Annotated in this window: 16 protein-coding genes; 14 read left to right on the top strand and 2 right to left on the bottom strand. The window is 57.2% G+C overall.

From position 1 onward, the window contains the following. Nucleotides 1–42 precede the first annotated feature (42 nt). Nucleotides 43–966 (bottom strand): DMT family transporter, encoded by a 924-nt coding sequence (locus tag ACFSE1_RS05320; protein WP_377397451.1) that lies wholly within the window; start codon nt 964–966, stop codon nt 43–45. A gap of 595 nt (nt 967–1,561) precedes the next feature. On the opposite strand from ACFSE1_RS05320, the gene ACFSE1_RS05315 reads away from it, so the two are divergent. The 14 genes from ACFSE1_RS05315 (at nt 1,562) to ACFSE1_RS05250 (ending at nt 16,053) form a co-directional block, all read left to right on the top strand. Then, nucleotides 1,562–3,184, top strand: a complete 1,623-nt coding sequence (locus ACFSE1_RS05315) for an ABC transporter substrate-binding protein (protein WP_377397448.1) — start codon at nt 1,562–1,564, stop codon at nt 3,182–3,184. Between the two features lie 5 nt (nt 3,185–3,189). Continuing rightward, nucleotides 3,190–4,194, top strand: a complete 1,005-nt coding sequence (locus tag ACFSE1_RS05310) for an ABC transporter permease (RefSeq protein WP_377397445.1) — start codon at nt 3,190–3,192, stop codon at nt 4,192–4,194. Then, nucleotides 4,187–5,032 carry an ABC transporter permease gene (locus ACFSE1_RS05305; RefSeq protein ID WP_377397442.1) on the top strand — a complete coding sequence of 282 codons (846 nt, stop codon included), beginning with the start codon at nt 4,187–4,189 and terminating at the stop codon, nt 5,030–5,032. The genes ACFSE1_RS05310 and ACFSE1_RS05305 overlap by 8 nt, the downstream gene beginning before the upstream one ends. Beyond that, a complete protein-coding gene (locus ACFSE1_RS05300; RefSeq protein WP_377397439.1) occupies nt 5,029–5,871 on the top strand; it encodes an ATP-binding cassette domain-containing protein in 843 nt (280 codons plus the stop codon). Before ACFSE1_RS05305 ends, ACFSE1_RS05300 begins: the two co-directional genes overlap by 4 nt. After that, complete coding sequence (locus ACFSE1_RS05295; protein ID WP_377397436.1) at nt 5,871–6,497, top strand: ABC transporter ATP-binding protein; 627 nt, start codon at nt 5,871–5,873, stop codon at nt 6,495–6,497. The genes ACFSE1_RS05300 and ACFSE1_RS05295 overlap by 1 nt, the downstream gene beginning before the upstream one ends. A 178-nt stretch (nt 6,498–6,675) precedes the next feature. Beyond that, complete coding sequence (locus ACFSE1_RS05290) at nt 6,676–7,137, top strand: ParB N-terminal domain-containing protein (RefSeq protein WP_377397433.1); 462 nt, start codon at nt 6,676–6,678, stop codon at nt 7,135–7,137. A 110-nt stretch (nt 7,138–7,247) separates the two neighbouring features. Then, nucleotides 7,248–8,240 (top strand): ornithine cyclodeaminase, encoded by a 993-nt coding sequence (locus ACFSE1_RS05285; protein WP_377397430.1) that lies wholly within the window; start codon nt 7,248–7,250, stop codon nt 8,238–8,240. Then, nucleotides 8,231–9,565: a type III PLP-dependent enzyme domain-containing protein gene (locus ACFSE1_RS05280; RefSeq protein ID WP_377397427.1), complete on the top strand. Its 1,335-nt coding sequence runs from the start codon at nt 8,231–8,233 to the stop codon at nt 9,563–9,565. Before ACFSE1_RS05285 ends, ACFSE1_RS05280 begins: the two co-directional genes overlap by 10 nt. Further along, entirely contained in the window at nt 9,562–10,632 is a 1,071-nt protein-coding gene (locus tag ACFSE1_RS05275; RefSeq protein ID WP_377397424.1) for a PLP-dependent cysteine synthase family protein, read from the top strand. The genes ACFSE1_RS05280 and ACFSE1_RS05275 overlap by 4 nt, the downstream gene beginning before the upstream one ends. A 5-nt stretch (nt 10,633–10,637) precedes the next feature. After that, on the top strand, nt 10,638–12,029 hold the full coding sequence (locus ACFSE1_RS05270; RefSeq protein WP_377397421.1) for an MATE family efflux transporter: 1,392 nt from the start codon (nt 10,638–10,640) through the stop codon (nt 12,027–12,029). A 197-nt stretch (nt 12,030–12,226) separates the two neighbouring features. After that, the gene (locus ACFSE1_RS05265; RefSeq protein WP_377397418.1) at nt 12,227–13,189 is read left to right on the top strand and encodes an ABC transporter substrate-binding protein; all 963 of its coding nucleotides are present in this window, start codon (nt 12,227–12,229) and stop codon (nt 13,187–13,189) included. A 41-nt stretch (nt 13,190–13,230) separates the two neighbouring features. Next, nucleotides 13,231–14,217 carry a FecCD family ABC transporter permease gene (locus ACFSE1_RS05260; RefSeq protein ID WP_377397872.1) on the top strand — a complete coding sequence of 329 codons (987 nt, stop codon included), beginning with the start codon at nt 13,231–13,233 and terminating at the stop codon, nt 14,215–14,217. After that, the gene (locus ACFSE1_RS05255) at nt 14,214–15,248 is read left to right on the top strand and encodes a FecCD family ABC transporter permease (RefSeq protein WP_377397415.1); all 1,035 of its coding nucleotides are present in this window, start codon (nt 14,214–14,216) and stop codon (nt 15,246–15,248) included. The genes ACFSE1_RS05260 and ACFSE1_RS05255 overlap by 4 nt, the downstream gene beginning before the upstream one ends. A gap of 7 nt (nt 15,249–15,255) precedes the next feature. Continuing rightward, nucleotides 15,256–16,053 carry an ABC transporter ATP-binding protein gene (locus ACFSE1_RS05250; RefSeq protein WP_377397412.1) on the top strand — a complete coding sequence of 266 codons (798 nt, stop codon included), beginning with the start codon at nt 15,256–15,258 and terminating at the stop codon, nt 16,051–16,053. 157 nt (nt 16,054–16,210) lie between these two features. Here the strand turns inward: ACFSE1_RS05250 and ACFSE1_RS05245 are convergent, their stop codons facing one another. Continuing rightward, complete coding sequence (locus ACFSE1_RS05245) at nt 16,211–16,906, bottom strand: class I SAM-dependent methyltransferase (protein ID WP_377397409.1); 696 nt, start codon at nt 16,904–16,906, stop codon at nt 16,211–16,213. Nucleotides 16,907–17,014 lie beyond the last annotated feature (108 nt).

Raw genomic sequence — 17,014 nt, 5'->3', positions numbered from 1 at the left:
TTCCCGTTGCGGGCCTTTTCCGTAAACGAAAGCCAGAAGCTCCTATTCGGGAACCGCAGGCAGAACAGCATCGCGTTTCTTCAATTGCTGCTCGCGGAAGAAGATGAAGAGGCCCGATCCAACAATCAGGGCCGCGCCCAGCACCATGCTCAGGCGTGGGACCTCCCCGAAAAACCACCAGCCAAAGACGAGTGCCCACAAAAGCAGGGTATATTGAAGCGGCGCAACTGTTGCCGCATCGGAAATTTTAAGTGCGCGGTTGACCAGCATATGTGCGCTCATGGCGACGACGCCGAGGAGAGCCAGCAGAAATAGCTCGGTCGCTGAATTAAGCGGTGTCCAATCGAATGGCGCGAATACCAAACCTGCCACTGCAGCGCCGCCGGTCTGGAAGAGCACCAGGGTCTTATCGGGTGTCGAGCGCAAGCTGCGACCGGACAGCATCATGAACGCGAATGCAGCCGTTCCGGCAATTGAGATAACCGCAGGCGCGGTGAACATTGCACTCGATGGTTCAAGCGTGATGATGACACCAACAAAGCCGACCGCAATCGCTGTCCAGCGGCGCCAGCCGACCTTTTCCCCCAGCAGGAAGGGCGCGCATGCAGCGACATAGATGGGTGCGGCCAGCCAGTAGGTCATCACATCTGCCAGCGGCAGATACATGACCGCATAGTAGAAGCAGAAGACCTCCATGGTTGAAAAGATGACGCGCGCCAGCTGCAAGCCGGGGCGTTGCACTTCGACAATGGGTTTTTTACCTGCCATCCAGAGAAATGGAGCAAGGATAAGAAGCGCGGCAAGGCTGCGGATCAGGACAACCTGACCAAGCCCATAGCTGGCAACCAGCCATTTGCCCAAGGCATCGTTAAGGGCAAACATAAGCATGCCGAGCAACATGACGGCAGGGCCGGCAAATGCCGCTGTGTTTCTGATGGATAGGCCGGCGGATGCTTGCGTTGACATTTCTGCTCCGGAATTTCAGGATGCACTGCTCAGATCGATGAGATATTTGACGTGTGAGGCGAGGCTTTGATGCCTATCCAGTCCGGTATCGAGTTCCGTTCCAGGCCTCGTACCTGATGGCGCCGCGCATCCGGTTTTTGGGCGCGTGCACGCTCTTCTGAACCAGTAACTTTGGAGCGTTCAAGGAAAGCAGCTCGGCAATGCGAACGCTCTCTACGTGTGTGATTTGCAATCTTCCCTCCCCGGAAGTTCGCGACATCTGCAATGACCTCCCAGACGTTGCAGTCAGCGCATAGCCAGCCCTCTGCAAGCTGGCACGGTTCAATCGTGCGGTCGATCCGAGTGTAGCACCAGACCGTTATCTAAGAAGTTTGTCATGTTGTCGGACAATGAGCAATATTCAAATAGTACTATTTTACCTCGCGCGCTGTGCTGCACCGCGTGCTCGCATCAACCCGACAGCGAACTCGATCTTCGCAATTGTATAACAATCTAAAATTGAAATTGCCGCTTGCCAGTTTTGATATAACGTTACATAACGCAGCAACTTTCGTAGCAGTTCTTCAGCGCTTTCATTCGATCAGGAACTATTCATATGTTCTTCAATTCGCATACTATTGCCCTTTTGACAGCTTTTTCCCTGACGGGCCTTCTCACATCCGGCACGGCGGCGTTTGCAACCAGCGACACAGGAAGTACAGATACGGTCGTTATTATCGACGGCGACATTCTGGGGCGCTACAATCCGATCCTGGGCCACGGTCGCAATGGCGACTCCCACATTTATCAGGGTCTTTATCGGGTCGAGACAGGCGTTTTCGACCGGCAACCTGCCTTGCTGCCCAAGCTGGCGGCAGGCCCGGCGGTGGCAACAGAGCAGAATCGTGTCTGGACGGTTCCCTTGCGCCAGGGCGTAACCTTCTCGGATGGTACAACCTTTGGACCGGAAGATGTTGTTGCAACCTTCAAGGCGCTTCTGGATCCCCGCTCGGCATCTTCTGAAATCGCAGGTTGGGACAATATCGAAAAGGTGGAAGCAGCTGGAGATTCCGTCCGCTTCACCTTGAAGACACCACTGGCTGAATTCGACCGCCGCTTGCTCAATGTCATCGCTCCGTCGGAAGCGTTCGATTTCGACAAGCTTGGTCCTGCTGAAGATTCTCCGCTGAACAGCAAGCCCGTGGGGACAGGCCCCTATGTCCTTTCCGAACTGCGCTCGGACGAAGCCATTCTTGTTGCACGCGAGGATTATTGGGGACCCCAGCCAGAGGTGCGCAAAATCGTCATACGCCACACAGCCGATGAAAACGCGCGTGCCCAACAGCTCCGCGCCGGTGAAGGGGATGGAACGCTGCTGGTCGCGGAATTGGCTCAAACCTTCAAGGAACCGGAGTTTGCCGTCGTATCGGTTCGGTCTGCGGATTGGCGCGGAATTACGCTTCCCGCCGGCAATCCGGTTACCGCCGACGATGCGGTGCGCCTCGCCGTCAATCTCGCGGTCAATCGCGAGAATATGGTGAAGTATGTGATGAAGGGTCATGCCGTTGCGAACTCCACCTTCCTCGCACCATTTTACGGCGATGCCTATGACCCTTCCCTGGAGTTTCCCTTCGATCCCGGCGCTGCAATCAAAATTCTCGAGGAGGCAGGCTGGAAGCCGGGACCAGATGGGATCCGGACGAAAAACGGGCAGCGTGCATCCTTTCAGGTCATCTATTTCCCGAACCGCGACCGCGCGCGGCGTGATCTCACACTTGCTGCGGCCAGCGATCTCAAGAAAATCGGCGTAGAATTGATCCCCGTCGCCCGGGATTCCAAGGCCGTTACAGCAGATATGTATTCGCACACCCCTGTGATGCTGGGCGGCGGCGGAATTCCCTATTCCCTCGACGGGCAGATATTCCGCATTCTGCACTCCAGCTATGCCGCTCCAGGTGCAGGCGCGAAGTGGGATAACGGCTCGGACTATCGCAACCCGCAGATTGACACGCTTCTGGAGACTGCCCGGCGCACAGCAGATCAAGGCCAGCAGAACGAGCTCTATCGCGCTGTCCAAAGAGAATACCGCACCCGGCCAGCCATGCTGCAACTGGTTTACGTGAACCACGTCTATGTCAAACGCGCTCAAGGCTTCAAAGGCGCCGACGGCATACTGGAACCTCATACGCATGGCGTCAATTTCGGCCCTTGGTATGCGATTGAGGATTGGCGTCGGTAATCGTCATGAACAGTCTGGTTTTACGGATAAAACTGAGACGCCGTGACCTCGCCATCGTGGCGGGAAGGCGTCTGGCATTCCTGCTTCCCTTGCTTGTTCTCGTAACGCTTGGTGTTTTCGGACTCGCGGCGATCAGTCCATTCGATCCGCTCGATGCTTATACGGGAGGTCGCGCTGGAGAACTATCCGTCACGCAGCAGGCGCAGCTCACGGCACAGTTGCGGCTGGATCTACCCTGGTACGAAGCTTGGTTCGAATGGATCCGTGACATTGCCCGCGGCGACCTCGGCATATCCCGGGCTTATCATCAACCTGTCGTGCAGGTGCTGGAAGACCGGTTGCCCTGGACATTGCTTCTCGGCTCGGCTGGCTTTGCGTTGAGTGTCGCCCTGTCGCTTGGCCTTGGTGTCTGGGCAGGGCTTCGTCCACGGGGTGCCGTTGACACTCTGATCAGCACCCTGTCCGTGACAATGCAGGCGACTCCTCCTTTTGTGGTGGCTCTCGCGGCTCTGGCTATTTTTGCACTGACGTTGAACTGGGTTCCAACCGGCGGCTTGACCTATCCCGGGCAGCCGATCACCTTTGCTTCAACCGTCATCCACCTCCTCATGCCCGGTTTCGTGCTGGCGCTAACGCAGATGCCGTGGCTTGTCCTCAGCCTGCGCGAATCTATTGCGGAAGCGATAACCTCTGATGCCGTGCGCGGCGCAAGGCTCAGGGGAATTCCCCCACGGCGGATTGTCTGGCGCCATGTACTCCCGATCGCCTTGCCGCCGTTTGTTGCACTCGTCGGCGCGCGCTTGTCTGAACTGATCGCGGGCTCTGTCCTAATCGAAACCATCTTTGCTTGGCCAGGTCTGGGTACCGCGCTGGTGCGCAGCGCCCAATCGCTCGATTTTCCGCTGCTGACTTTTCTAACCGTTGCCGCAACCGCCCTTGTTCTGATCGGCAATCTCCTTGCGGACCTGGTGTTCGTGATCCTTGATCCGCGGGTGGATGCCGATGCCTGATCTGCGTTCATTCATGCCCTCCAGTTGGGGCATCGCTGTAACGGCGGGCTGGACTGTTTTCCTTGTCATTGTCGGCTATGCGATTTTCATCCCGTTGGTTGCAGATGTGGATCTCTCCTCTGTAGACTTCTCCCGCGCGGGTCTGCCGCCTGGAGAAGGCGGTCCATTCGGCACGGACGCCGCCGGACACGATCTCTTCATCCGCGTTGCCGAGGGTATCCGCATATCCTTGGTGATTTCCCTCGTCACAGCCATCAGCTCCACTCTCCTGGGCATGTCTCTGGGGCTTACGGCAGGCATGCTTGGAGGATGGGTTGATCGAAGCATCATGCGCTTTGTCGACGCTCTCAATGCATTGCCGCACCTGCTTGTGGGGGTGCTGATCGTATCTTTGTTCCGGGGATCGGTGACGGCGATCATCCTGTCGCTGGTGTTGACCCATTGGACATCCATCGCACGGACTGTCAGGGCTCAAGTGCTGGGGTTGAGGCATGCGGAATTTGTTCAGGCCGCCTGGCTTGGAGGCATGTCACACTGGCAGATCATCCGCCATCACATGGCCCCTGCCGCGCTGGGACAGGCCATGGTCGGTCTTATCCTCCTTGTTCCCCATACCATCTGGCATGAATCGACTTTGTCTTTCCTGGGGCTTGGCCTTCCTGCCCATCAGGCTTCTCTCGGCACCCTGTTGGCCGACGCGCAAGGAGCATTGCTCCTGGGCCAGTGGTGGATGCTTCTGTTTCCCAGCCTGTTGCTGATCCTTGTCACACTCGCGGTGGCCATGATCGGCGCTGACCTCAAAGACCGTTTGCTCGGCGCACAGGGGAGCCTGCGATGATCGTGGATCTGGATAGACTGACTGTTCGCATTCCGCTGAAGGGCGGTCATGTGGTGCATGCTGCAACAGATGTTTCACTGTCGCTGGAAAAGGGACGGCTTCATGCCGTTGTCGGTGAGTCCGGTTGCGGTAAGTCCACCATTGCCCAGGCCATGACAGGCTTGCTGCCTCGTACAGCAAACGTAACCGGGAGCGTGCGCTATCGCGGTGAGAGCATCTTTGGCAGAGAACACGTCCTACATGGGAGACATGTCGCGCTCATACCCCAATCCGCCTCAACGTTTTTGACACCGGTCAGAACACTTGGTTCTCAATTGAGGGAAACAGTCGAGGCACTTGGTGGCAGGGTAAAACCTGAAGAGCTTCTAAGTCGGGTAGAACTCGATCCATCCGCCCTCATGCTCTATCCGCATCAGCTTTCAGGGGGCATGGCACAGCGCGCAGCGGTAGCGTTTGCACTTGCCGGTAGCCCCGATGTCATTATCGCAGATGAACCAACCGCCGCCCTTGACCCCCTGCTGACGATCGCTCTGTTGCAATTGCTGCGACACTTGGCCAGTTCGGGTGCAGCAGTCATGCTGATCACACATGACATAGCCGCCTTGATCGATACCGAGGTGGCTGATGACCTCAGTGTCATCTATGCATCGCGCCTTGTCGAACAGGGAAAAGCCGCCAAGCTCCTCGCCGGAGGAGCGCAGCATCTTTACACTAGGGATCTGATCGCGGCTTTGCCTAGAAATGGGCTGAAAAGGATGCCGGGAGCACCTCCCACTTTGACCAACCTGCCGGAAGATTACGGATACACCAAACGGCTGAAACAGGTAGGGGGGCGCTGATGTCTGGCTTGATCGCAAAAGAGGTCACGGTTGATTGTCGCCTACCCGGCGGCAGATCGGTCAGGGTGCTTGATGCGATCGATCTACACGTGCAGCCCGGCAGCATATTTGGCCTTGTTGGACCGTCCGGCAGAGGAAAAACGACACTTGGCCGCGTGCTTGCAGGGTTGGCAAAGCCAACATCGGGTAGCGTCACCTGCGACGGCGTGCCGATCGCGCCAAAACTGAGTCGGATCGGTCGAGGACGGATCGGTATGGTTTTCCAATCGCCACGCCGCTCATGCGATCCGCGTCTCACACTTGGTCGAACAATTGCGCTGACTGCCAAGCGGGACATCAGGCTCGATGATGTTCTTGCAGCCGTTGCGCTCACTCCGGACCTTCTGGGACGATACCCGGTACAGGTTTCCGATGGGCAGCTACAACGCGCAGCCATGGCCCGTGTTCTGGCCACCAAACCGTCCTACCTGATATTGGACGAGCCCACCGCCATGCTGGATCCTGCGACCACGGCAACTCTGATGGACGCGGTGAGGCAATTTGTTGGAGCAGGCGGTGGTGCCCTGTTGATCAGCCACGACCATGAACTGGTCAACGCCATTTCAGACCAAATTCTTAGCCTTTGAGACCATTGCGCAGTTTGCACCCCGGATAGCGTCGGTCGCCGCCGCACAATGGAACGACTCTAAACATGATAAAATTTGTCATGTTATATTGACGGGGGACTCATTTTCCGTATTATCGCGGCCATAATAAAAATATTGAGGGGACGCACTCGTTAAGCCAAAACGTCTAGGAGGCGTCATGTATACGAGAAGTCCAAATTATTTTCTTATTGATCCTATTAAGCTTACACCGACCGAGGAGGTAGACTTAAAACACGTCCAATTTCTAGAACGCGAAATATTGCGCTCTGGCTACTGGACGACACCAGTGAGCATACATCAAAATGCACTTTTCGTCATGGATGGCCATCATCGGCTCGAGGTTGCCAAACGCTTGAACCTTGCGCTCATGCCGGTGGTTCTTCTGGATTACGACCGGGTTGATGTCACGGCATGGCGACCCGGCGAAACGATCACGCCGCATTGCATATTCACCATGGCGCGGAGTGGCAAGAAATTCCCGCATAAAACAACAAGGCATATTTTTCAGGAGCCATTGCCGCGCTGTGCAGTGTCTTTAAGCGAGTTGATGCATCCCAGCATAACCGGATACGCAACTTGCGAGACTGCAGCGCCACGCGTCGAGTTTGCGGTGGGCTAAGGCTTCCACATCAAAGCACACATCAGATGAACAGCGCATCGCCCCAAGTTGTGCGGGTGCTGAGGCTGCTTCTGCATGCCCGTTTAACGACTATTGGAAAGCATAAAACTATGACTTCGTTTCTTCATACACCTGCCATGCACGTATTAAGCAGGACGGACCTTTGCGACATTGAACTGCCGCCGGCCGAGGTTATTCGCCTTGTTGAGGATGCCTATCTCTCTTTCGCCAAGGGCGCATCGCGTTGCCCGACGAAATTGATGATGCCCCTTCCGAAAGAGGAGCGCGATTCAATTTCTTACTCAATGCTGGGTTATGACGGAGCGCTGGAGCAACTTGGCTTCAAGACCTCCTATCGTCAGGGCAATGACAGCGCGGAAAAATACTACACTACCATCAGCCTTTACGATGACACGACGGGCTTCCCGTTTGCCTTCATGGATTGCCACCGGGTCGGCGGCTCACGCACCCCGGCAACGACTGCAATTATCGCCAAGTATTGCGCCAAGGAAAATCCGCAGTCGGCGCTCATGGTTGGCACTGGCGCACAGGGCGTCAACACGCTTCCCTATCTGCTCACGGCGCTGCCTTCTCTAAAGAAGCTACGCCTCTTCGGAACGCATCCGGATGGCATTGCGCTCAGCCTTTCCACGTTCGCGAAATATTTTCCAGACCGTGAAATCGAGCTGGTCAAGGATGTTCCGGAAGCCGTCTCCCAATCCGATATTGTCGTTGCCGCTTCCGGTCGTGCCGCCCACCCGAAGATCCAGACACAATGGCTGCCTGCCGGGGGCTTGCTGATTTCAGTTGCCAGTAAGGGCGTGGAAGCCGGTTCTCTGCGCGAAGCTGATTATGCCATTGCCACCAATGAGGGACAGATGGGCGTCACCGGAAAGCGGCTGGCCGGGGATGGACGCGATGCAAGCATCGACGCCGAATTGCCGGACATCGTTGCAGGTTTGAAACCCGGCCGCCGGTCGCAGCAGGATCGCGTGTTCGCGTTCAGCAGCGGCATGATCATCACCGACATTCCCGTTGCCCACGCGCTTGCCACGCGGGCCATTGCGGCAGGTCGCGGCGCGAGGGTTGAGCTGTGGAAATAACAATTAACGCAATTCGTGCAATCGAGCGAGATTGGGCGCTTGCCGCCCGCGCAAACAGCACCTTGCTGGAGCAGATCGCTCGGGTCGTGAATGGACCTTTCCATCTCATTCATCCACCGACCTTTGCAGACAACCTCTCCAACTTCCAGAACGTTCTGCGACAGCGGGGCGTGCCCGGCAATGTCTACTTTGGCAAGAAGGCCAACAAGGCTGGCGCCTGGTTGCGTGAAGTTTCGCGCCTCGAAGGCGCGGTTGATGTGGCGAGTATCCCCGAATTTGTCCATGCACTCGCAAATGGCGTGCGCGGCGACAATATCGGCGTAACGGGCGCGGCGAAAAGTGATGATCTTCTGTGGCTTTCGGTGAGACACGGCGCGCTGGTTGCAATCGATGCACTCGATGAGCTGGAGCGCTCCCTTGCCATTGCCAGGGAAAATGGGCCGCTGCGTATTCTTCTGCGCATTCTGCCACCCAATGCGCCAAACAGCAGGTTTGGATTAAGTCCGCAGGACCTCGCGGCCGCTTTGACACTCTGCGGAGACAACCGCGACCTGATCGTGATGGATGGATTTTCTTTCCATCTCGATGGTTACGCAGTTCTTCCCCGTGCCGAGCTTGCCGCGCTGCTGATCGACAAATGCACCGAGGCAAAAGCCGCGGGCTTTCCCTGCCGCGGCATTTCGATCGGCGGCGGCTTTGCCTGCGCCTACATTGAAGAAGCCGATTGGCTAGCGTTCAAGGAGGCCCTGTCTCCAGACCAGTTCCATGCGGCCAAGAGCTTCAGCCATTTCTATCCCTATTATCAGTCTCCAACCGGCGCCAGCATGCTGGACGCCATCCTGCAAACGACTTTGGGCAATGCCACACTCGCAGAAAAGCTCATCGCGGCTGGCGTCGAGCTTTATCTGGAGCCAGGACGCGCACTTCTCGATGGTGCAGGCATGACTGTTTTTCCCGTTCAGGGCTTCAAGCAGAATGACGAGCACGGCATTGTCACCGTCGCTGGTTTGAGCATGAGCCTCTCCGAACAATGGAAGAACAGCGAGTTCCTGCCAACGCCTCACCTCGTGCAATGCGGGCCCGAGCGTCCACAGACACCTGTCCACGCGGTCATCGGCGGGTCCAGCTGCATGGAATATGACGTGCTGACCTGGCGGAAGATCGCGTTTCCGGCACGGCCCCGCCACGGTGATTTGCTCGTCTACCCCAATACCGCTGGCTACCAGATGGATAAGAACGAGAGCGAGTTTCACCAGCTTCCTCTGCCCCCAAAAATCATCCTTTCGCGTCATGGTGGGGAAACCACCTGGAGGATCGACGAATGAACATTCTCAACAGCAAGGCCTTCGAAAAGGTCGTCGCCTTCGGCTCAGACCTCATAGGCAACACGCCCATGATCGAATTTGCCCGTACAGGCAGCGGAAGCAGGCTGATCCTCAAACTGGAACAGTTCAATCCCACCGGCTCCTGCAAGGTGCGCATGGCCAGGGAGATGATACTGGCCGCTGAACGAGACGGCAGATTGAAACCCGGCGGCCATATTGTTGAGCCGACATCCGGCAACACGGGCACCGGTTTGGCGCTCGTTGCGCTGGAGCGGGGTTACAGGTTCACGGCAATCGTGGATGGGCACGCCTCCCGGGACAAGCTTCGTGCGATGAAAGCACTGGGCGCTGAACTGGTTTTCGTGGATAGCAAGACAGACGGCCCGAGCACTGTGGCGCGCCGCAAGATGGCAGAGGAAATCGTGGCGCAAACAGGCGCCTTCTGGCCTGATCAACACTATAATCCCAACAATAACCGCGGCTACGCCGGTCTGGCGGCAGAACTGCTGCGCGATCTGCCCAATGGGGTGGACTACCTTGTCGGTGCGGTCGGGACTGGCGGCACCCTATGCGGCACAGTGCGCGAAATGCGGCGCCTGGGTTCAAAGGTGGTCAGTATCGGCGTGGAGCCTACAGGCTCGATCATCTTCGGAGGAAAGCCCGGAAAGTACTGGCAGAGTGGTGCTGGCGCGCCTGCGGGCTTTACCGTCGGGCCCAATGTGGACCATGACCTGATCGATGAGGGTCTGACTGTCGATGATGCCGATGCGTTCAGTGCGGCACGCGTAATTGCAAAGCGGACGGGCCTGCTCGTGGGTGGAACGGCGGGAGCCGCGGTGCACGTCGCGCTGAAGCGTCTGGCCCTTGTAGAGCCCGGCAGTACGATGGTTGTGCTGATATGCGATGCCGGAGAAAAATACCTCGACAGCGTTTACGACGATGACTGGCTTCGAGAACGAAGCCTCCTTGATGTACGGATAGACAATCGCATCAGTGGCCTGTTGGAGGCTTATCGCGATTCCGTTGCGCTGGCTGCAAGCGAGACAGCGATGATGGGGGCCAGATAAACGAAATGAGTGTGAAGCATTATCGTGAAATCATAGCCCTCGCCGCTCCCATTGCCGGTATCCAGTTCGCACAGGTGGCATTGACCAGCACTGACTTGCTGATGATGGGCCTTCTGGGTCTCGAAGCGGTTGCCGCAGGCGGCCTTGCCATGCTGCTTTACAACCAGTTGCGAACCATGTGCGTTGGCATGGTCACAAGCGTCGGAAACATGGTCGCCGCCGCGGTTGGACGCGGCGAGAAGCGGACCGGCTCAACTGCAATTGACGATGTTGCCATCGAAGAGGTGAAAGATCTTCTGAGAGCAGCGATGTTGCTCGCCACAGTGGCCGCTTTGGTCGCAGGTGCTGTACTCGTCCTCTTTGGCCGCTTCCTTGGCAGCCTTGGACAGGCGCAAGCCGTGGTCGATCTTGCCAATCCAATCATGCTTGCGCTCGCACCCGGTCTGCTGCCGATGATCTGGCTGAATGTGCTGCGCCAGTTCGCCGTCGGCATGCGCAGGGCAGGCTCCCTGCTCACGGTAACGATCCTTTCCATTGCTGTGAATGCATTGCTCAACGCAGCCTTTATTTATGGCTGGCTGGGAATGCCAAAGCTCGGCCTTGTGGGCATCGGCCTTTCGACAACGCTCGTGCAAATCTGGACCTTCGCAGTCTATCTGCGCACCGTCAAACGGGATGACAAACTGAATGGATTGCTGGCACTCGATGCCTGGAATGCAAAATGGGCCACTGTCTTGCGGATTGCAAAGATGGGGACGCCGATCTCCCTGACCTACGGCTCAGAAGCGGCCATCACCTCCATTGCCACCGTTCTGATGGGCACATTTGGCCCCGTTGCCCTGGCTGCCTCCAATATCGTCAATCAACTGGCCTATATCGTTTATCAGCTGAACATCGGCCTTTCGCACGGCTCATCTATTCTCGTCAGCCGCACGCTGGGCAAGGGTGATGTTGAGGAAATAGGGTCCGTGGCAGCCAGAACCTTCACGATCAGCTTCGGCGTGATGGCATTGATCGGCATGGCATACATTCTCGTGCCGGAAGTGGTGCTTCGCCCCTTCCTCGCGCAAAATCCGGATCCCGATGTTGTGTCTCTTGCGGCCGTTCTCCTCTGGTTTGCCATTGCACATCAATTCCTGAAGGGCTCGCAGAACATTTGCATCGGGCTGCTGAGAGGGCTGGGCAACACCAAGGCCGGTCTCACCAATACGCTCATCGGCTACTGGGGTGTGGGCATTCCTTGCATGTTTGCATGCTCTTATCTCCTCGGCTGGGAGGGTTACGGTGTCTGGTTTGGTCTGTGCCTCGGCTTTGGCGTCACAAGCCTGCTCTTGTGGTGGCATTTTCTGAACGCACTCCGCGGAACCTCCGCAAAAATCCAGAGTGTGGCCATGTAAGGCCACCGCAAAAGCTAATCTACGCCCGAGCCAAAAAACATGATTGCAGCGATCATGTTTTTACTCTAGTCGTCAATCACCAAACACGAGTGACCAGGCAGAACTCTACTTGAGAGGGAAATAAATCCCTCGACCAGAGATTTACACCTGTGCTCGCGCTGTAATGCATATGTTTATATTTAATGGAGAATAGTCGAATGAAAAAAGCAAATCTGCGGCTTTGCTCGATCGTCAGCTTGGCCGCCCTCTTGGTGGCTCAGCCCTCCTTTGCCAATGACAAGGTTACCGTCAAGGATGACCGTGGCGTCGAAGTGCAGGTCATGGCCAACCCGAAGCGTGTTGCTGCCGTGTCCTATCTCGGTGTTGACGTGGCACTGGCGCTCGGTATCAAGCCCGTCGCGACAACCTATATGACAGCAGGCCGTGAACCAGACTATCTCCTTGGCCTTACAAAGGACATGAAGGCGATTGGACAGCGTGCCAAGCCCAATCTTGAGCTTCTGGCGGAAGCCAAACCCGATGTCATCATCGCCATGAAACGATACACGGTTGGCAACGCAGCCCAATTTGAGAAGATTGGATCTTACCTGGCCTATAAAGGTGAGCTGCTGAGCGAAAGCTACCGCGAAGTCACGGATATCGCAAAAGTTCTGGGCAAGCCCGAGCAAGGCGAAAAGCTGAATGCGGATTTCAAGCGTCACCTTGCGGAATTTGCTGCCAAGGCGCCTAAGGGCTCGCATCCCCGTTTCCAGATCATGTGGGCTGGCGATACGCCTTTCTCCTTCTACACGGAGAATTCGGCGGCATCCATCGTCGCAGCGCTCGGTGGCGACAACATCGTGGGTCCTGCCCCGAAAGAGGGCAAATTCGGCGCGGAGGTCAGCCTCGAGACGATGCTGGAGAAGGACCCTGAGGTCATCTTCGTCTACGATAGCGGGCCGGATCGTCCGCATGAAAACAACCCCATCTGGAACCAGCTTTCCGCCGTGAAGAACAAGCGCGTTCACTATGTCGGCGATCAGTGGGTTGAGACCAACGGACCCATTGCCCGCGAAATCGTGATGCGCGAAGCTGCGCACTACCTTTACCCTGAGGCATTCCCTGTTGTGGACGTCAAGGCGGAAGCCGCGAAGATGATCCCGGCGAATCTCGGCCAGTGAGATTGACCTTGACGGGCTCTCTTTTGGCTCGCGACCTGCGCATGCTGGCGCTGACGATCATACTCGTCAGCGCCAGTGTCATTGCTATTCTGGGCGGTCTTCTCGTCGGCACGCGGCCCGTTCCACCGGCAGAGCTTTGGCAGGTTTTGGTTCATCCGGACGGCAAAATTGATTCCATTCTCGTGTGGACATTGCGGCTGCCAAGAAGTCTGGCAGCTATGCTTGCGGGCGCGGGTCTCGGAATCTCCGGCTATCTGCTCCAGTCCCTCACGCGAAATCCGCTGGCCGGACCGGGTTTGACGGGCGTTACCGCGGGTGCTGTTGCCCCCATTGTCCTCTGCTTCGTTTTTATTCCCTGGTTTTCGTCGGTCTATTATCCCTTTGTCGGCTTGCTCGGGGGGCTATCCGCGGCGGGCGTAACATTCTGGATCGCGCGTGGTGGTTCAGGGCGCCCGCTGCACCTTGCACTTGGCGGTGTAAGCGTTTCCATGTTCCTGGGTGCGGTCAGCACATGGATCATTCTGACCAGCGGGCCGCAGGTTCCATCCCTTTTGTTCTGGCTTTCAGGCGGCTTTCAGGGTCGGTCATGGACACAGCTCGCTTTTTTGGCACCGTGGGTTTGCTTTGGCTGTATCGGCGCATTCTTGTGCCACCGCGTGCTCGGAATGCTATCCTTGAGTGAGCAGGCTGCCGCTGGCATGGGATTGCAGCTGCATCTCTGGAAACCGATGCTGTTATTGCTCGCTGTCCTGCCGGTCGCTGGCATTGTGCCGGTCGCCGGTCCGATTGCCTTTGTTGGCCTTGCATCTCCCCATATAGCGCGACTTCTCAAGCCGAATGGCCCTCTCTGGACCATGGCACTCACCTGCGCCATCGGCGCGTTCATTGTCGTTCTGGGTGATGTTTTTGCAAGAAGCATAGCACCCCCACGTGAGCTACCCGTAGGCATCGTGACAGCACTCATCGGCGGACCGATCTTCATCTGGCTGGTTCAAAGGCGCAGTTCGAATTTGGGGAGCGCGAAATGACTGCTGTCGCCCTTCGTCGAAAGGGGCCGCCTATCGGCACCCTTTTGCTGATCTTTGCCGTGATGCTTACGTCTCCAGTCGTGGCTGTTCTCCTTGGCGTCGTGGATATTCCGCTTGTCGATATCATGGCCGTCTTCGACGGAACCGCCTCGCGGGAAGTCCATTCCATCATCTGGGACATGCGTGTCCCCCGCGTTCTTGTGGGCGGACTGGCTGGCATTCATCTTGCCGTGGCTGGGCTCATTCTCCAGAACGTAACAAAAAATCCGCTGGCAGACCCATCGATCATGGGAATTTCGCAAGGGGCAACGCTCGCCGTGAGCCTCTTCCTGCTCCTGTCGGTCTATATCCAATACACAGGCACGACCACTGTGCCGGAGCTTCCTCTTGAGTGGCTGCCGACCATCGGCGTGCTTGGTGGTGCCGCCGCCGGGGGCCTGATCTATCTTCTCGCCTTCCGCACGGAACTCGGACCGCTTCGGATTACCCTGTGCGGTATAGCGGTTGGCGCTGTGTTTCATGCCGTTGCCATCGGCCTGATTGCGGGCTGGGGCTCCAACAGGCTCGATGTCCTGCTGGAATGGCTGTCGGGCAGCCTCTATGCGCGCAGTTGGGAGCATCTGGTTTTCCTGCTTCCCTACACGGTTATAGGTTTGGCGTTGCTCCCGTTAATCCGGCGGCCGCTGGAATTGCTGAGGCTGGATTCAGCCGTGGCCCAATCCTTCGGTCTTTCCTACCGAAAGCAGTTCACCCTCGCGCTTTTCCTGTCTTGCCTCCTGGCATCCAGCGCCGTGGCAACCGTTGGACCGATCGTCTTTGTCGGCCTCGTGGTTCCACATCTCGCACGATATGCTGCCGGTAACCGGACAACTCTCATCCTGCCGCTCACCATCGCTCTTGGGGCCATCATAGTAACCCTTGGCGATCTTACGGGGCGGGTTCTGGGTCAAGCCGAGGAAATCCCGATCGGCGTCATCACCGCTATCTTTGGCGTACCTGTGCTCATCTTTCTCCTTCGAAAATCTCCATGAGGTCCCCATGCAGCTGTCCTGTTCAAGCTTGTCCGTGCATTATGGAAAACGCAAAGCACTCAACCAGCTGACCCTGTCTTTGCAGCCGGGCGAGGTTCGCGCTCTCATCGGCCCGAACGGCTCCGGCAAAAGCACCGCGCTCCAGGCATTGGCGGGCCTCGCCAAACCAAGCGAGGGCTATTCAGCAATCGACGGCGTTCCGGTATCCTCTCTTTCGAGGCGACAGCTGGCAAAGCGCCTGGCCTTCCTGCCGCAGCAGCCGACAGCTCCGGATGAGATGACGGTTGAGCAACTGGTTCGGCAGGGTAGGTTCGCCCATGTGGGACTGCTGCGCAGCTACGGTCGGCAAGATGAGGCAGCTATTGAGTGGGCATTGGAATGCACGGGTTTGACGAGCCACGCCCAACGCAGCTTGCGAGAGCTTTCGGGTGGAGAAAGACAACGGGCCTGGATTTCCGCAGCGGTCGCGCAGGAAGCACGGATTCTTCTGCTTGATGAACCCACATCCTTCCTCGACATCGGCTATCAGATCGAGGTTCTGGATCTGGTGCATCACCTTAGCCGAGAGCGCGGTGTAACTGTGATCATGGCGATTCACGATCTGAATCAGGCAATGTCTGTTTCCGATCGAATCTCGCTTCTCGCCAAAGGAGAGCATCTCTTCGATGGAAAGCCTGCCGATCTGGCGAAAAGTGGTCTTATCGAGGATGTGTTCCGCGTTAAGGGTCGTTTTGTCGATATTGCACCCGATGCGCCCCCGCATTTCGATGTGGAGCTGGCGCGTCGCACTGCCCTCCGGGCCTGATAGAGCACGTCGCGCAAAGTCCGGCAGCAGTTGCGTCCGGGCTTTGGCGCAATAAGCAGATTGAGTATTGCACGGGTGTCCGTTCGCACCGGAAATCCTCTGGGCAAAAGCGCCTCGGACCCTGCCACCGCCTGGCGGCAGGGAAAGGCCTCAGGATTCAGAATGGCTTGAACAGCCGAAACACCACTTTTGTGGCGGTATAGTAGTCCAATGCGTCCGCGAAGCTGGGCGTCCAGTCACTCTTGGTGAAGGGAATGAAGCCTTCGTATTGCAGCTTCCGCGCCGAAACCTTGAAGCCTGCCGCTTCGAATGCTTCTGCATAATCCGTAACGGAACGATCCTGCACGACCGTATGCGTGCGCTCGGCAACCAGCGTGCGCCACTGCGGCCAAAGCGGATTGTCCGTGTGGCAGCCAGTGATGGCATAATAGATGCCGCCCGGCTTCAAAGCCTGCCAGACCTCAGCCGCATGGCGGTTGATGTCTTCGACCAGGTAGATAACCTCGTGACTGAAGGCGAGATCGAAGGTATCGGCCCAGCCCTCCAGATGGGCTCCGGCCTGATACTGAATGGGAAGGTTTCCCTTCAAGCTATTGGCTTTGGCAATCGATTGTTCTGCGATGTCGATCCCAAGCGCTTTGTGGAAGGGGCGTTGGCCATGCAACAGACGCAAAAAGCCGCCTTGGTTGCAGCCGAAATCCAGAACCGTTTTGCCGGTCAGATCCTGTTCCGGAATGAGGTCGATCAGATGGCGCCATATGGGCGCATGACCGTCTGCCATCGCATCTTCGGCATCGGGGTCAATGTACCAGGTTGAAATGCTTCGGCTGGAGGCCTGTGGGCTTTGAGACATGATAAAGTCCATTGAAAACGGAATGAAATAGCAATGATGCAGCTCGACCGGCCAGTGCGATGCTTTATCGCGAAGGCCCCTGTTCAAAAGGCGAGCCGACGGATGGAT

Source organism: Affinirhizobium helianthi, from assembly GCF_042680945.1.
GTDB lineage: Bacteria > Pseudomonadota > Alphaproteobacteria > Rhizobiales > Rhizobiaceae > Neorhizobium > Neorhizobium helianthi.
The sequence above is the reverse complement of the archived record's forward strand: the minus strand, read 5'-3'. Positions and strand labels throughout refer to the sequence as shown.

What these genes read in the sequence shown, in the direction of transcription:
- ACFSE1_RS05320 (WP_377397451.1), bottom strand. Translation starts at nt 966, where the DNA reads ATGTCAACGCAAGCATCCGCCGGCCTATCCATCAGAAACACAGCGGCA.
- ACFSE1_RS05315 (WP_377397448.1), top strand. Translation starts at nt 1,562, where the DNA reads ATGTTCTTCAATTCGCATACTATTGCCCTTTTGACAGCTTTTTCCCTG.
- ACFSE1_RS05310 (WP_377397445.1), top strand. Translation starts at nt 3,190, where the DNA reads ATGAACAGTCTGGTTTTACGGATAAAACTGAGACGCCGTGACCTCGCC.
- ACFSE1_RS05305 (WP_377397442.1), top strand. Translation starts at nt 4,187, where the DNA reads ATGCCTGATCTGCGTTCATTCATGCCCTCCAGTTGGGGCATCGCTGTA.
- ACFSE1_RS05300 (WP_377397439.1), top strand. Translation starts at nt 5,029, where the DNA reads ATGATCGTGGATCTGGATAGACTGACTGTTCGCATTCCGCTGAAGGGC.
- ACFSE1_RS05295 (WP_377397436.1), top strand. Translation starts at nt 5,871, where the DNA reads ATGTCTGGCTTGATCGCAAAAGAGGTCACGGTTGATTGTCGCCTACCC.
- ACFSE1_RS05290 (WP_377397433.1), top strand. Translation starts at nt 6,676, where the DNA reads ATGTATACGAGAAGTCCAAATTATTTTCTTATTGATCCTATTAAGCTT.
- ACFSE1_RS05285 (WP_377397430.1), top strand. Translation starts at nt 7,248, where the DNA reads ATGACTTCGTTTCTTCATACACCTGCCATGCACGTATTAAGCAGGACG.
- ACFSE1_RS05275 (WP_377397424.1), top strand. Translation starts at nt 9,562, where the DNA reads ATGAACATTCTCAACAGCAAGGCCTTCGAAAAGGTCGTCGCCTTCGGC.
- ACFSE1_RS05270 (WP_377397421.1), top strand. Translation starts at nt 10,638, where the DNA reads ATGAGTGTGAAGCATTATCGTGAAATCATAGCCCTCGCCGCTCCCATT.
- ACFSE1_RS05265 (WP_377397418.1), top strand. Translation starts at nt 12,227, where the DNA reads ATGAAAAAAGCAAATCTGCGGCTTTGCTCGATCGTCAGCTTGGCCGCC.
- ACFSE1_RS05260 (WP_377397872.1), top strand. Translation starts at nt 13,231, where the DNA reads ATGCTGGCGCTGACGATCATACTCGTCAGCGCCAGTGTCATTGCTATT.
- ACFSE1_RS05255 (WP_377397415.1), top strand. Translation starts at nt 14,214, where the DNA reads ATGACTGCTGTCGCCCTTCGTCGAAAGGGGCCGCCTATCGGCACCCTT.
- ACFSE1_RS05250 (WP_377397412.1), top strand. Translation starts at nt 15,256, where the DNA reads ATGCAGCTGTCCTGTTCAAGCTTGTCCGTGCATTATGGAAAACGCAAA.
- ACFSE1_RS05245 (WP_377397409.1), bottom strand. Translation starts at nt 16,906, where the DNA reads ATGTCTCAAAGCCCACAGGCCTCCAGCCGAAGCATTTCAACCTGGTAC.